The sequence below is a fragment of the Pseudomonas sp. B21-051 genome, assembly GCF_024748795.1.
GTDB classification, from domain to species: Bacteria; Pseudomonadota; Gammaproteobacteria; order Pseudomonadales; family Pseudomonadaceae; genus Aquipseudomonas; species Aquipseudomonas putida_A.
This window is the reverse complement of sequence record NZ_CP087166.1, coordinates 4,721,589-4,735,193: the sequence shown is the minus strand read 5'-3', so window position 1 is coordinate 4,735,193 and position 13,605 is coordinate 4,721,589. Positions and strand designations below refer to the sequence as shown.

The window sequence follows — 13,605 nt, the reverse complement described above, 5'->3', positions numbered from 1 at the left end:
TCCGCGTCCTCGCCTGTTTTTGCCTTGTCTTGCCTTCGCTCGCTACGCTTTCACGCTGTTTGGACAGCTTTAGTCAGTCCTCAGGTTGGCTTATTCAGCGTCTTCACGCGCCCAGTCACGGGTGCGGCTGACGGCTTTTTTCCAGCCTTTGTACAGTTTCTCTTTCTCGACTTCTTCCAGGCTCGGTTCGAACTCGCGCTCGATCACGGCCTTGCCGCGCAGTTCGTCCAGGCTGCCCCAGAAACCGCACGCCAGACCGGCCAGGTACGCCGCGCCGAGTGCAGTGGTTTCACGCATTTGCGGACGCTCGACCTGGGTGCCGAGGATGTCGGCCTGGAACTGCATGAGGAAGTTGTTCGCGACCGCGCCGCCGTCCACGCGCAGGGCCTTGAGGCGTTCGCCGGAGTCCTGTTGCATGGCGTCGAGTACGTCGCGGGTCTGGTAGGCGATCGATTCCAGCGCGGCGCGGATGATGTGGTCCACGCGCACGCCGCGCGTCAGGCCGAACAGTGCGCCCCGGGCATACGGGTCCCAGTACGGAGCGCCCAGGCCGGTAAAGGCCGGTACCAGGTACACGCCGTTGCTGTCCTTCACTTTATTGGCGAAGTATTCGGTGTCGTGAGCGTCGTTGACGATCTTCAGTTCATCACGCAGCCACTGCACGGTCGAGCCACCGTTGAACACCGCGCCTTCAAGGGCGTAAGCCACTTCGCCACGCGGGCCGCAAGCGATGGTGGTGAGCATGCCGTGCTGCGATTTCACCGCTTTGTCGCCGGTGTTCATCAGCAGGAAGCAGCCGGTGCCGTAGGTGTTTTTCGCCTGGCCCGGCTCGACGCACATCTGGCCGAACAGTGCCGCTTGCTGGTCACCGGCGATACCGCCGATGGCGATGCCGCTCTTGGTGCGACCGTAGATTTCCGAAGAGGCTTTGACTTCCGGGAGCATTTCGCGCGGGATATCGAGGATCTCCAGCATCTTCGAATCCCACTCCAGCGAATGGATGTTGAAGAGCATGGTGCGCGAGGCGTTGGTGTAGTCGGTGACGTGTACCTTGCCGCCGGTGAATTTCCAGATCAGCCAGCTATCGATGGTGCCGAACAGCAGTTCGCCGTTGCGCGCACGCTCGCGGCTGCCTTCGACGTTGTCGAGGATCCACTTCAGCTTGGTGCCGGAGAAGTACGGGTCGGTAACCAGACCGGTGTTGTCGCGGATGTACTCTTCGTGGCCATCGCGCTTGAGCTGCTGGCAGATCTCGGTGCTGCGGCGGCACTGCCAGACGATGGCGTTGTACACCGGACGACCGGTGGTCTTGTCCCAGACCACGGTGGTTTCACGCTGGTTGGTGATACCAATGGCGGCAACCTGATCGTGATGCAGACCGGCCTGGGCCAGTGCTTCGACCATCACCGCGCTCTGGGTCGCAAAGATTTCCATTGGATCGTGTTCGACCCAACCGGCTTGCGGGTAGTGCTGGGCGAATTCGCGCTGGGCGGTGCAGACCACGTTCGCGTCGCGGTCGAAAATGATCGCGCGGGAGCTGGTCGTACCCTGATCGAGGGCAATGATGTAGTTCTTATTCTGAATGTCGGTCATGTCGATTGCCTTGGACGAAATAAGGGAGAGTGGGCCGTGGCGCGGGCTCTAAAAGGGCAGGAGCCCGCGCCGACTGTTTCAAGAAGTTCTTGGTTTGCCGTCAATGGCCGGTTCTGCATCCTTTGTAGCAGGTGTGGCGCCGGTCAGGTGACGGGCGATGAGCCCGCGATACCCGGCAGCGCCGAGGCAGGCACCGACAATCGGTGCAAAAATCGGAATCAGGAAGTACGGAATATCGCGGCCGCCAGTGAAGGAAATTTCACCCCAGCCGGCGAAGAAAGTCATCAGTTTCGGGCCGAAGTCACGCGCCGGGTTCATCGCAAAACCGGTCAGCGGGCCCATCGAGCTGCCGATCACGGCAATCAGCAAACCGATCAGCAGCGGAGCCATCGGGCCTTTCGGCAGACCGTTGTTGTCATCGGTCAGGGCCATGATCACGCCCATCAGGATCGCGGTGATGATCATCTCGACCAGAAATGCCTGGGCGGTGGACAGCACCGGATTGGGGAAGGTCGAGAATACCGAGGCCAATTCAAGGCTGGCGGCGGTGCCACGCACCATGTGATGAGTTTGTTCGTAATCGAAGAATAGATTGCTGTACAGCGTGTACACCAACAGCGCACCACAAAACGCGCCGGCGATCTGCGACAGGATATAGAACGGTAGTTTGCGCTTTTCGAAGTCGGCGAAAATGCTCAGGGCAATGCTGACGGCGGGGTTCAGATGCGCGCCGGAAACCCCGGCGGTCAAGTAGATCGCCATGCTCACGCCAACGCCCCAGATGATGCTGATTTCCCACAGGCCGAAGCTGGCGCCCGCGACTTTGAGCGCGGCGACACAGCCAGTGCCGAAAAAGATCAGAAGTGCAGTCCCCAGAAACTCAGCCAGGCATTGGCCGGAAAGCGATGGTTGCTGTAAAGCAGTTGTCATTGAAAACCTCGATTTTTGTTGTTGTCTGGCGCGTTTGCCGTCAGGGCAAGGCGCGATTTTCCCCGGGGCAGGATCCCCATCCTGTTCCCGGTTTACTGCTGGGTGCTGCAATGATGATAATTCTTACATTATTCAGATTCGAAAAAATATAGACAAGAAACAAACCTGTCAAAGGTCGAAAGTGAACCGTCGGTCACAATTAAACTATCAGCCTGCTGAATGATCCTGCGGAGGACGGCGGCGATAGCCCGGCGATTCACCTGCAATGCCCGGAAAACGGGGCCTGCGCTAGAGCCTTTTGCGATGTGATGGCCTAGAATCCGGCGCAGGATTTTTCTGTTGATGCCGAATCTGGAGCTGCCATGACCCCTGCGTTGGACTTGTTGAAAAAAGTTCGTGCCGAACATCGCGTGCACAGTTACGAACATGACCCCAAGGCCGCGTCCTATGGGCTGGAGGCCGCAGAGAAACTGGCGCTGGAGCCGGCGCAGGTGTTCAAGACGCTGCTCGCTGTCAGCGAAAAAGGTGAATTGCTGGTGGCGGTGGTGCCGGTCGTCGGAAGCCTTGACCTCAAGGGCCTGGCACACGCGGCGGGTGTCAAGAAAGTCGAAATGGCTGACCCGGCTGCGGCACAGCGTTCCACCGGTTACCTGTTGGGCGGCATCAGTCCGCTGGGGCAGAAGAAGCGTCTGCGCACCTTCATCGATAACTCGGCCCAGGGCTTTGCGACTATTTATGTCAGTGCTGGCCGACGCGGTCTGGAAGTCGAATTGGCGCCGGCGGTTCTGGCTGAACACACCCAGGCCAAATTCGCCGAGATCGGTCGCGCGTAACGCTGATTTCTGTATGCAGAAAATTGGCTGGTTCTGTCACTGGTACAGATCCGGCCGGCGCTGCATGCTCTGCCCACAGACTTAGGGAGAAGGTTATGCAGCTCGAATTTCATCAGGTTGATGCGTTCAGTGATCGGCCGTTCAGTGGCAACCCGGCGATGGTGTATCGGCTCGATGCATGGCTCGCGGACGATTTGATGCAGAAGATCGCTGCCGAACACAATCTGGCAGAAACCGCGTTTGTAGTGCGCGAAGGCGCGGCGTGGCACATCCGCTGGTTCACCCCGACCACCGAGGTGCCGCTGTGCGGGCATGCGACGCTGGCCAGCGCCTATGTGTTATTCGAGATCTACAAGGAAAACGCCGAGCGGCTGGACTTCACCTGCAAGTCCGGACCGTTGAGCGTCAGCCGCGAGGGCGATCGCCTGTGGCTGGACTTCCCGTCGATTGTGCCGTCAGAAATTGGCGTGACGCTGGATGTCGAGCGCGCGCTAGGCGTCGAGGCGGTGGATGTGCTCGGTTCCAACGAGTTGTTCGTGGTGCTGGAGTCGGAGCAGGCGGTGCTCGACTGCAAGCCGGACATGATTGCACTGGCAAAACTGCCGTGGCTCGGCGCCATCGTGACGGCGCGCGGCAATCAGCACGATTTCGTCTCGCGTTATTTCGCCCCGGCGATCGGCATCAATGAAGATCCGGTCACCGGTTCGACGCATTGCAGCTTGATTCCGTATTGGTCGAAACGTCTGGGCAAATCCAGTCTGACCGCGTGTCAGCGCTCGGCACGGGGTGGGGAGTTGTTCTGTCGGCTGGAGGGGGAGCGGGTGAAGATCGGCGGGAATGCGACGCTGGTGGCCAGCGGCACGTTGCTGTTAGCTTAGAGTCAAAAGATCGCAGCCTGCGGCAGCTCCTACAGGGATCAATGTAGGAGCTGCCGCAGGCTGCGATTTTTTGATCTTAGAGGGCGGTGCTGTAGCGGCGGACGCCGTTTTCCGCCGCCGGGATTTGTGCCGCGGTACTGCCGCTGGCCTGGAACAGGACCAGGTGTTCGGCGGCGACGCGAATCCCCACCTCCGCACCCACCTGATGGTCGGCATGGCTCGGGAAGATCGATTCCAGCTGCGCACCGGTCGGCAGTTGCAGGCGATACAGCGTCGAGGCACCAAGGAAAGTCTTGCCGACGATCCGCGCTTTCAACCCGCTGTCCGGCGCATAAACGATGTCATCCGGACGCAGCAGTACATCCACCGCACCACCCACCGGCCAGGTGTAGGCCCGGTTACCGCGCAGTTCACCGAGCTCGGTCTGCACCGATTCCGGGCTGCCGAGCTGACCGCGGATGAAATAACCCTGACCGATGAAGCTGGCGACAAACGGCGTGGCCGGCTCGTGGTAGAGGTTGTAGGGCGTGTCCCACTGCTCCAGTCGACCTTCCTTGAATACACCAACGTGATCGCTGACGGCGAAGGCTTCTTCCTGATCGTGGGTCACCAGAATCGCGCTGGTGCCACGGGCCTTGAGGATGTCGCGTACTTCGTGACTAAGCTTGCGCCGCAGTTCGCCGTCGAGGTTGGAGAACGGTTCGTCGAGCAGCAGCAGTTGCGGCTCCGGCGCCAGGGCGCGGGCGAGGGCGACACGCTGTTGCTGGCCGCCGGAGAGTTCGTGCGGGAAACGCTTGCCGAGATTCTTCAGGTTGACCAGTTCCAGCAGCTCTTCGGTGACGCGCTCCTTGTTCGGGTGCTTGCGGATGCCGAAGGCGATGTTGTCCGCGACGCTCAGGTGCGGGAACAGCGCGTAGTCCTGGAACACCATGCCGATCCGGCGCTTTTCCGGGGCCAGGGTGAAACCGGCGCTGGAGATGGTCTCGCCGCCAAGCTGGATTTCCCCTTCGTGTACCGGTTCGAAACCGGCAATCGCGCGCAGGGTGGTGGTCTTGCCGCAGCCGGACGAGCCCAGCAGGCAGCCGATGTCACCGGCGTTGAGGTGCAGATTGAGGTTCTGCACCACGCGTTGATCTTGATAGCCGCAAGCGAGGTTGCGCAGGTTCAGCAGTAATTCATGGCTCATGCGTGGTGATATGCCGGTTCGACGAGGAACTCGAGCAGGGCCTTCTGTGCGTGGAGACGGTTTTCTGCCTGATCCCAGGCGACGGAGCGCGGGTCATCAAGCAGGTCGAGGCTGATTTCTTCACCGCGGTGCGCCGGCAGGCAGTGCATGAACAGCACATCTTCGGCCGCCAGATCGAGCAGGGCGCGGTTCACCTGAAACGGAGCGAACAGTTTCAGGCGCTTGGCAGTTTCCTCTTCCTGACCCATCGAAGTCCAGACATCGGTGCTCACCAGATGCGCACCGCGCACGGCATCCTGCGGATCGCGGACGATGGTCACGCGATCGCCGGCGCGGGCGACAAATTCAGGATTAGGCTCGTAGCCCTGCGGGCAGGCAACGCGCAACTGGAAGTCGAACTGGATCGCCGCTTCTATATAGCTGTTGCACATGTTGTTGCCGTCGCCGATCCACGCCACGGTCTTGCCCTGGATCGAGCCACGGTGTTCAAGGAAGGTCTGCATGTCGGCCAGCAACTGGCACGGGTGCAGGTCATCGGACAGGCCGTTGATCACCGGCACGCGCGAGTTGGCGGCGAATTCGGTCAGGGTGCTGTGGGCAAAGGTACGGATCATCACCGCGTCGAGCATGCTCGACATGACGATGGCGCAGTCGCCGATCGGCTCGCCACGGCCCAGCTGGGTGTCACGTGGCGAGAGGAAGATCGCCTGGCCACCGAGCTGGATCATGCCGGCCTCGAAGGAGATCCGGGTACGGGTCGATGATTTCTCGAAGATCATCCCCAGGACGCGGTTTTTCAGAGGCTCGAACAGTACGCCGCGGTTACGCAGGTCCTTGAGCTCAACGCCTCGACGGATCACGCTGACCAGCTCTTCGGGCGTGCAATCCATCAGGGAGAGAAAGTGCCTTGCGCTCATCATTGACTACCTTTTTGCTACAGACCGCAGATGCTCAAAGCCTTGTTTAACGGAACAACGGGCGAGACCTGCGGCGTAAGCCGCACGGGGCGACGAAATAGGGGGAGGCGCGATATTGACACTAAATGTCGCGTTTTTCCAATAGGCTACGGTTATTGCGGGATTCGGGGAGCGCACGGGATGTTGCAGTACGCATTTGAAGCCGGGTTCAGGACAGCAGCGCTTCTCTTTGTACACTGGCCTCGCGGGGCTTGGCAATGCGGCGTGGCGGGGATCACGTCGACCAGGTCGGTTTACGACCGTGGCGCCATGCCATCACTTGGTCGGATGCTCAGACTGAAACATTTGCTAAAGCAAAGTGCTGGGTTATAAATAAGTTTCGAGCGACGCAGGAAGCCTCCGCATGGAATCGAAAGAAAAACTGTTAATGGAACTGCTGGGCCACACGGCACGCTCATTGACCCACCTCACCGCCTCGATGACCTCCATGTCCTTTGAACTGCTGCGCAGTGAAGATGACGTGGTCAAGGCCGCCAGTCGGCAGATGATCGACCGCATGGCGACCATCAGTGCCGGGCTCGACGAGCACTGGCGACTGATCGGCGAACTCACCGGCGTACATGTCGCCCACGAGCAGATCGAAACCATTCAGGAAATCCAGCTGCAGGCGCCGCCGCAGCTACCGTCCAATTGAGCCTGACGGGCTATCGGCTCGCCTGATAGCCGTCGATTCACAAGACGAACATCGCTGGCGTCGCTCCCGTACACGGGCCATAGTTTTGTTCCCGCAGGCATGCCCGTTGCCTGCCCAGAACAACACAGAGACTGGCCATGACCAAGACTCTCCATCACCGTGCCTGCCACCTGTGCGAAGCCATCTGCGGTCTGACCATCGAGACCAGCGAAACCGATGGCAACGTTGCGATCACCTCGATCAAGGGCGATGCCCTCGACACCTTCAGTCGTGGGCACATCTGCCCCAAGGCCGTAGCCCTGCAAGACATCCAGAACGATCCCGATCGCCTGCGCCAGCCGATGCGCCGGGTCGGCAGCGAATGGCTGCCGATCGAGTGGGACGAGGCCTTTGCGCTGGTGGCCGAGCGTCTGGCGGCGATTCAGCAGCGTCACGGGCAAAACGCGGTGGCGGTTTATCAAGGCAACCCCAGCGTGCACAACTACGGGCTGATGACCCACAGCAACTACTTTCTCGGCCTGCTGAAGACGCGCAACCGCTTCTCGGCGACTTCGGTCGACCAGTTGCCGCATCACCTGAGCAGTTACCTGATGTACGGCCACGGCTTGCTGCTGCCGATCCCGGACATCGATCACACCGATTTCATGCTGATCCTGGGCGGTAATCCGCTGGCGTCGAACGGCAGCATCATGACCGTGCCGGATGTCGAGAAGCGTCTGAAGGCGATTCAGGCGCGCGGCGGCAAAGTGGTGGTGGTCGATCCCCGGCGCAGCGAAACGGCGGCTATCGCCGATCAGCACTTGTTTGTGCGGCCGGGTGGCGACGCGGCCTTGCTGTTCGGGGTGCTCAACACCTTGTTCAGTGAAGGCCTGAGCCGTGACAGTCACTTGCCGGTTGATGGCCTTGATGAAGTGCGCACAGCCGTTGCAACGTTTACTGCCGAAGCCATGAGTCCGCTGTGTGCGGTGCCGGCCGAGCAGATCCGCCAGCTGGCGCGGGATTTCGCCGCGGCGCCGAGCGCGGTGTGCTACGGGCGCATGGGCGTTTCGACTCAGGCGTTCGGCACCCTGTGCCATTGGCTGGTGCAGTTGATCAATCTGGTGACTGGCAATCTCGATCGCGTCGGCGGTGCCTTGTGCACAGAGCCGGCGGTGGATCTGGTGGCATCGACCTCGGGCGGGCATTTCAACAAGTGGCAGAGCCGGGTGTCCGGTCGGCCCGAGTACGGCGGCGAGCTGCCGGTATCGGCGCTGGCTGAGGAGATGCTCACCGAAGGCGAAGGGCAGATTCGTGCGCTGATCACCGTCGCCGGCAATCCGGTGTTGTCGACGCCGAACGGCCGGCAACTGGAGCAGGCGCTGGATGGCCTGGAGTTCATGCTCAGCATTGATCTGTACATTAACGAAACCACGCGCTACGCCGACTTGATCCTGCCATCGACCTCGGCGCTGGAGAACGATCACTACGACACCACGTTCAACCTGTTCGCGGTGCGCAACGTCACTCGCTTCAACCGCGCGATTCTCGCCAAGCCTGAGGGCGCATTGCACGACTGGGAGATCTTCGTCGGCCTGGCCAAGGCGTTTGCCGAGAAGACCGGCAAGGAACTGAAACCGACGATGCCGCCGGCGAAGATGATCGACATGGGCCTGCGCATGGGCCTGTATGGCGATGCGTCCGAGCAAAAGCTGTCATTGGCGACATTGTTCGATCATCCGCACGGGATTGATCTAGGGGCGTTGAAACCGAATCTTGCAGCTCGTCTCAAGACGCCAGGTCAACGGGTGCAGGCTGCGCCGCCGGAAATTCTCGCTGATCTCGCACGCTTTGCGGCCTTGCAGGCGCCGGCCGCTGATGAGTTGTTGATGATTGGTCGTCGGCATGTGCGTAGCAACAATTCCTGGATGCACAATTATCATCGTCTGGTGAAGGGCAAGCCACGGCATCAATTGCTGATGCATCCGGATGACCTCGCCAGTCGCGGGCTCAGTGATGGGCAGTGGGTGCGGGTCAGTTCGCGGGTCGGGCAGATCGAGGTCGAGGTGCTCGGCAGTCTGGACATGATGAAGGGCGTGGTCAGCCTGCCGCACGGCTGGGGGCATGCGCGACCTGGGGTGCAAATGACGATTGCCAGTGGCCAGCCGGGGTCGAGTGCCAACGACCTGACGGATGAATGCCAGCTCGACGAGTTGTCGGGCAACGCCGCGCTCAATGGCGTGCCAGTGACGGTGGCGGCGGCCTGAACGAGACCGTCGGGGAGACCGAGCATGGCGCTCGGGATTCCGTTACAATGCGTCACCGTGCCGACCCATGAGTCGGAAAGTTCAGCCGAGGTGCTCCATGGATATCATCGAAACGATTAAAGAGCAGATTGCCAACAACACCATTCTGCTTTACATGAAAGGCTCGCCGAATGCCCCACAGTGTGGCTTCTCCGCGAAAGCTGCGCAGGCCGTGATGGCGTGTGGCGAAAAGTTTGCGTACGTGGACATCCTGCAGAACCCGGAAATCCGCGCCAACCTGCCGAAGTACGCCAACTGGCCGACTTTCCCGCAACTGTGGGTCGGCGGTGAACTGGTCGGCGGTAGCGACATCATGACCGAGATGGCTGCAGACGGTTCGTTGCAAAGCACCATCAAGGCGGCTGTTGAAGCGGCTGCTGCGAACAAGTCCGAAGCCTGATCCCGGCTTCATTCGGCGCTGGTTTCTTCTGTAGGAGCTGTCGAGTGAAACGAGGCTGCGATCTTTGGATCTGCAGCCAATAAAAAGCCCCGCACCTCGTAAGAGGGCGGGGCTTTTTAGTGCGCTGGAAAAGTTAACGCGAGTTGCCGGTGCAATCTGAAAAGATCGCAGCCTGCAGCAACTCCTACTCTTCGCCCATCTGCGATTGCAGGTAGTTCTCAAGACCGACTTTATCGATCAGGCCCAGTTGGGTTTCCAGCCAGTCGATATGCTCTTCTTCGGATTCGAGAATGTCTTCGAGCAGTTCACGGCTGCCGAAGTCGCCAACCGATTCGCAATGGGCGATGGCGGCTTTCAGATCGGCGTGGCCAGTCTTCTCGATACGCAGGTCGCACTCGAGCATTTCCCGGGTGTGCTCGCCGATGTGCAGCTTGCCCAGATCCTGCACGTTCGGCAGGCCTTCGAGGAACAGGATGCGCTTGATCAGCTTGTCCGCGTGTTTCATCTCGTCGATGGATTCGTGGTACTCGTGCTTGCCCAGCTTGTTCAGGCCCCAATCTTCATACATGCGGGCATGCAGGAAGTACTGATTGATCGCGACCAGCTCATTGGCAAGGATCTTGTTGAGATGCTGGATGACTGTAATGTCGCCTTTCATGATGGGAGTCCTGCCCTGTATTAGCTGTATATAAGGCGGAGTTTGAGCTTGGTATTTATAAGTGTCAAACCTAAGTTATTGAATAATAAATGAAATTAAATCTGAATAAGAATGTTTGTGTTCCGCGTCTAGCGTCTAAGCGCTTGATTTGCGGGCATAAAAAAACCGGACATATGCCCGGTTTTTTGAAATGGGGGGTAATTACGCCGCCGTAAATTCTACAGGGTAGGGGATCGCAGCCTGAGCGGTTTGCAGCTTGGTCAGGGTTTCACGCACCACTTCCTTGGCAAGGCAGGCACATTTGCCGCATTGGCTGGCGACGCCGGTGGCCTGGCGGACTTCTTTGTAGCTGCAGCAACCTTCATAGATCGCTTCGCGGATTTGTCCGTCGGTGACGCCAGTGCAGAGACAAACATACATAAGTGAGAACCGTCGCTGGTTGTGACTCAATTGCGATGGATCTTAATGTTAACGAGAATGATTGTCAAAGTGCTTTCTGAATGGTTTTCGATCGAAAGGCGGGTCACTGACGAACGGTGATTAATGGCGAATTGCCTGGCCCCGAAAATGCTGGTCCGTTATCCGCCTTGGGCAAAAAACCGTTAAGGACAGGCGAAAAACGCAGTGTATGATGGTCGGCCCTTGCGAAGAGGGTTCGTGTCACAGGGCTGTCGCCTCAGGGTGGCAGGCTGGCCCGGACCCTGAACTTCAAGTTATTCACCAGGAGATATCCATGAGCGTACTCGTAGGCAAACAAGCCCCTGACTTCACCGTCCCGGCCGTACTCGGCAATGGCGAGATCGTTGACAGCTTCACCCTGTCCTCGGCCATCAAAGGCAAATACGGCCTGGTGTTCTTCTACCCACTGGACTTCACCTTCGTCTGCCCGTCCGAGCTGATCGCTCTGGACAACCGCATGGCTGACTTCAAAGCGCGTAACGTGGAAGTGGTTGCCGTGTCGATCGACTCGCACTTCACCCACAACGCCTGGCGCAACACCCCGGTCAACAACGGCGGCATCGGCCAGGTGAAATACACCATGGCTGCCGACATGAAGCACGAAATCGCCAAGGCCTACGACGTTGAGTCCGAAGGCGGCGTGGCTTTCCGTGGCGCGTTCCTGATCGACGACAAGGGCGTTGTTCGCTCGCAGATCATCAACGACCTGCCGCTGGGCCGTAACATGGAAGAGCTGATCCGTCTGGTCGATGCGCTGCAATTCCACGAAGAGCACGGCGAAGTCTGCCCTGCCAACTGGAAAAAAGGCGACAAAGGCATGAACGCTTCGCCAGAAGGCGTTGCGGCTTACCTGACCGAGAACGCTGCTGCCCTGTAAGGCGCAACGTCGCGGTACAAAAAAACCGGCCCATGTGGCCGGTTTTTTTATGCGCGTGATTTGTCCGACGAGGATCAGTCGTCGAAGTCTTCCCAGCCGCCCATCTGTTTCCAGCGGTTGACGATGCCGCAGAACAGTTCGGCGGTCTTCTCGGTGTCGTAGCGCGCCGAATGCGCTTCACGGCCGTCGAAGTCGATGTCGGCTGCCTGACAGGCCTTGGCCAGAACGGTTTGACCGTAAGCCAGACCGGCCAGTGTCGCAGTGTCGAAGCTGGAGAACGGGTGGAACGGGTTGCGCTTCATGTCCAGGCGCGCAACCGCGGCATTCAGGAAGCCGAGGTCGAAGCTGCTGTTATGCCCGACCAGAATCGCGCGTTTGCAGCCGTTGGCCTTCAGCGCCTTGCGGATGCCACGGAAGATGTCGGTCAGCGCGGTTTCTTCACTGACCGCCATGCGCAGCGGATGATCGAGTTTGATCCCGGTGAACTCCAGCGCTGCCGCTTCGATGTTGGCACCTTCGAACGGTTCGACGCGGAAGAAGTACGTGTGATCCGGGTAGACGAAACCTTTTTCATCCATGGCGATGGTGGTCGCGGCAATCTCCAGCAGAGCGTCGGTGGCCGAGTTGAAGCCACCGGTCTCTACGTCGACGACAACCGGCAGGTAACCGCGAAAACGTGCTGCCATCGGGTGACGGGAACCGCCGCCGCCACCTTGACCGTCCAGTTCGTCGTCGAAATGGTCTTCACTCACGCGTGTTCCTCCAGCAGGCGCCAGCGCAGTTTTTCACCGGCGCGCAGCGGGATAACGTTCAGCTCGCCAAACGGCAGGCTGGTCGGGGCGGTCCATTCTTCGCGAACCAGGGTGATGCGACCGTTGTTGACCGGCAGGCCGTAGAAGCGCGGACCATTGAGGCTGGCGAACGCTTCGAGCTTGTCCAGCGCGTTGCGCTGTTCGAACGCTTCGGCGTACAGCTCGATGGCGGCGTAAGCGGTGTAGCAGCCGGCGCAGCCGCAGGCGGCTTCCTTGGCGTGCTGGGCGTGCGGCGCCGAGTCGGTACCGAGGAAGAACTTCGCGTTGCCGCTGGTGGCGGCGTCGAGCAGGGCTTCCTGATGGGTATTACGCTTGAGGATCGGCAGGCAGTAGAAGTGCGGCCGAATCCCGCCCACCAGCATGTGGTTGCGGTTGTACAAAAGGTGATGCGCGGTGATGGTTGCGCCGACGTTGGCCGAAGCCTCGTTGACGAACTGCACGGCGTCGCCGGTGGTGATGTGTTCGAACACCACTTTGAGCGTCGGGAAACGCTCGACGACACGGCGCATGTGCTCATCGATGAAAATCTTTTCGCGGTCGAAGACGTCGACATCGCCACGGGTGACTTCGCCATGGATCAGCAGCGGCATGCCGACTTCGGCCATGGCTTCCAGCGCCGGGAAGATCTTGTCGATGCTGGTCACTCCGGAATCGGAGTTGGTAGTGGCGCCGGCCGGGTACAGTTTGGCGGCGTGCACGAAACCGCTGGCCTTGGCCTGACGAATTTCTTCTGGCTGGGTGCGGTCGGTGAGGTACAGCACCATCAGCGGTTCGAAACGACTGCCGGCCGGGCGGGCAGCGAGAATCCGCTGGCGATAGCCGTCGGCTTCAGCGGCGTTGCGCACCGGTGGTACCAGGTTGGGCATGATGATGGCGCGGCCAAAGGTGCGCGCAACATCGGCAACGGTATTGGTCAACACGGCACCATCGCGAAGATGAATGTGCCAGTCGTCGGGACGCAGCAGGGTCAGGCGGTCGGACATGAGGGGATTCCAGGCGGGTCAAACTGAGGGGAATGCTACCGGAAAAGACTCTTGCAGGCACTCGCTATCAAGTTTTGCAGGATCCTTCCGATATCCCGTAGGT

At 59.8% G+C, this 13,605-nt stretch carries 14 protein-coding genes; 6 read left to right on the top strand and 8 right to left on the bottom strand.

Annotated elements, in window-relative coordinates; translation table 11 throughout:
* Positions 1–90: 90 nt before the first annotated feature.
* Positions 91–1,593 (bottom strand): glycerol kinase GlpK, encoded by a 1,503-nt coding sequence (gene glpK / locus LOY52_RS21240; RefSeq protein WP_202368930.1) that lies wholly within the window; start codon positions 1,591–1,593, stop codon positions 91–93.
* A 78-nt stretch (positions 1,594–1,671) separates the two neighbouring features.
* Positions 1,672–2,523 carry an MIP/aquaporin family protein gene (locus LOY52_RS21235; protein ID WP_027612073.1) on the bottom strand — a complete coding sequence of 284 codons (852 nt, stop codon included), beginning with the start codon at positions 2,521–2,523 and terminating at the stop codon, positions 1,672–1,674.
* A 362-nt stretch (positions 2,524–2,885) separates the two neighbouring features.
* Between LOY52_RS21235 and ybaK the strand changes: the two genes are divergently transcribed.
* Both ybaK and LOY52_RS21225 read left to right on the top strand, forming a co-directional pair.
* On the top strand, positions 2,886–3,356 hold the full coding sequence (gene ybaK, locus LOY52_RS21230; RefSeq protein WP_258675875.1) for a Cys-tRNA(Pro) deacylase: 471 nt from the start codon (positions 2,886–2,888) through the stop codon (positions 3,354–3,356).
* Between the two features lie 95 nt (positions 3,357–3,451).
* Positions 3,452–4,234, top strand: a complete 783-nt coding sequence (locus tag LOY52_RS21225) for a PhzF family phenazine biosynthesis protein (protein WP_258675873.1) — start codon at positions 3,452–3,454, stop codon at positions 4,232–4,234.
* Between the two features lie 76 nt (positions 4,235–4,310).
* Here LOY52_RS21225 and LOY52_RS21220 read toward each other — a convergent pair whose 3' ends face one another.
* Both LOY52_RS21220 and argF read right to left on the bottom strand, forming a co-directional pair.
* The gene (locus LOY52_RS21220) at positions 4,311–5,420 is read right to left on the bottom strand and encodes an ABC transporter ATP-binding protein (RefSeq protein WP_258675872.1); all 1,110 of its coding nucleotides are present in this window, start codon (positions 5,418–5,420) and stop codon (positions 4,311–4,313) included.
* The gene (gene argF / locus LOY52_RS21215; protein WP_095136949.1) at positions 5,417–6,337 is read right to left on the bottom strand and encodes an ornithine carbamoyltransferase; all 921 of its coding nucleotides are present in this window, start codon (positions 6,335–6,337) and stop codon (positions 5,417–5,419) included. Before argF ends, LOY52_RS21220 begins: the two co-directional genes overlap by 4 nt.
* Positions 6,338–6,740: 403 nt before the next feature.
* Here argF and LOY52_RS21210 point away from each other — a divergent pair, with 403 nt between their 5' ends.
* From LOY52_RS21210 to grxD, 3 genes are all read left to right on the top strand, one after another.
* Positions 6,741–7,031 carry a hypothetical protein gene (locus LOY52_RS21210; RefSeq protein WP_258675871.1) on the top strand — a complete coding sequence of 97 codons (291 nt, stop codon included), beginning with the start codon at positions 6,741–6,743 and terminating at the stop codon, positions 7,029–7,031.
* 137 nt (positions 7,032–7,168) lie between these two features.
* A complete protein-coding gene (locus LOY52_RS21205; RefSeq protein WP_258675870.1) occupies positions 7,169–9,274 on the top strand; it encodes a molybdopterin oxidoreductase family protein in 2,106 nt (701 codons plus the stop codon).
* Between the two features lie 97 nt (positions 9,275–9,371).
* Positions 9,372–9,713 (top strand): Grx4 family monothiol glutaredoxin, encoded by a 342-nt coding sequence (gene grxD, locus LOY52_RS21200; RefSeq protein WP_016773402.1) that lies wholly within the window; start codon positions 9,372–9,374, stop codon positions 9,711–9,713.
* 184 nt (positions 9,714–9,897) lie between these two features.
* On the opposite strand, the gene bfr is transcribed toward grxD, so the two are convergent.
* Both bfr and LOY52_RS21190 read right to left on the bottom strand, forming a co-directional pair.
* Complete coding sequence (bfr, locus tag LOY52_RS21195; protein ID WP_007963971.1) at positions 9,898–10,371, bottom strand: bacterioferritin; 474 nt, start codon at positions 10,369–10,371, stop codon at positions 9,898–9,900.
* 201 nt (positions 10,372–10,572) lie between these two features.
* On the bottom strand, positions 10,573–10,791 hold the full coding sequence (locus LOY52_RS21190) for a bacterioferritin-associated ferredoxin (RefSeq protein ID WP_003227725.1): 219 nt from the start codon (positions 10,789–10,791) through the stop codon (positions 10,573–10,575).
* A gap of 313 nt (positions 10,792–11,104) precedes the next feature.
* On the opposite strand from LOY52_RS21190, the gene LOY52_RS21185 reads away from it, so the two are divergent.
* Positions 11,105–11,707 (top strand): peroxiredoxin, encoded by a 603-nt coding sequence (locus LOY52_RS21185; protein WP_007963972.1) that lies wholly within the window; start codon positions 11,105–11,107, stop codon positions 11,705–11,707.
* A gap of 74 nt (positions 11,708–11,781) precedes the next feature.
* Here the strand turns inward: LOY52_RS21185 and rnt are convergent, their stop codons facing one another.
* On the bottom strand, positions 11,782–12,459 hold the full coding sequence (gene rnt / locus LOY52_RS21180) for a ribonuclease T (RefSeq protein ID WP_007963973.1): 678 nt from the start codon (positions 12,457–12,459) through the stop codon (positions 11,782–11,784).
* A complete protein-coding gene (gene pyrC, locus LOY52_RS21175; protein ID WP_258675869.1) occupies positions 12,456–13,502 on the bottom strand; it encodes a dihydroorotase in 1,047 nt (348 codons plus the stop codon). Before pyrC ends, rnt begins: the two co-directional genes overlap by 4 nt.
* Positions 13,503–13,605 lie beyond the last annotated feature (103 nt).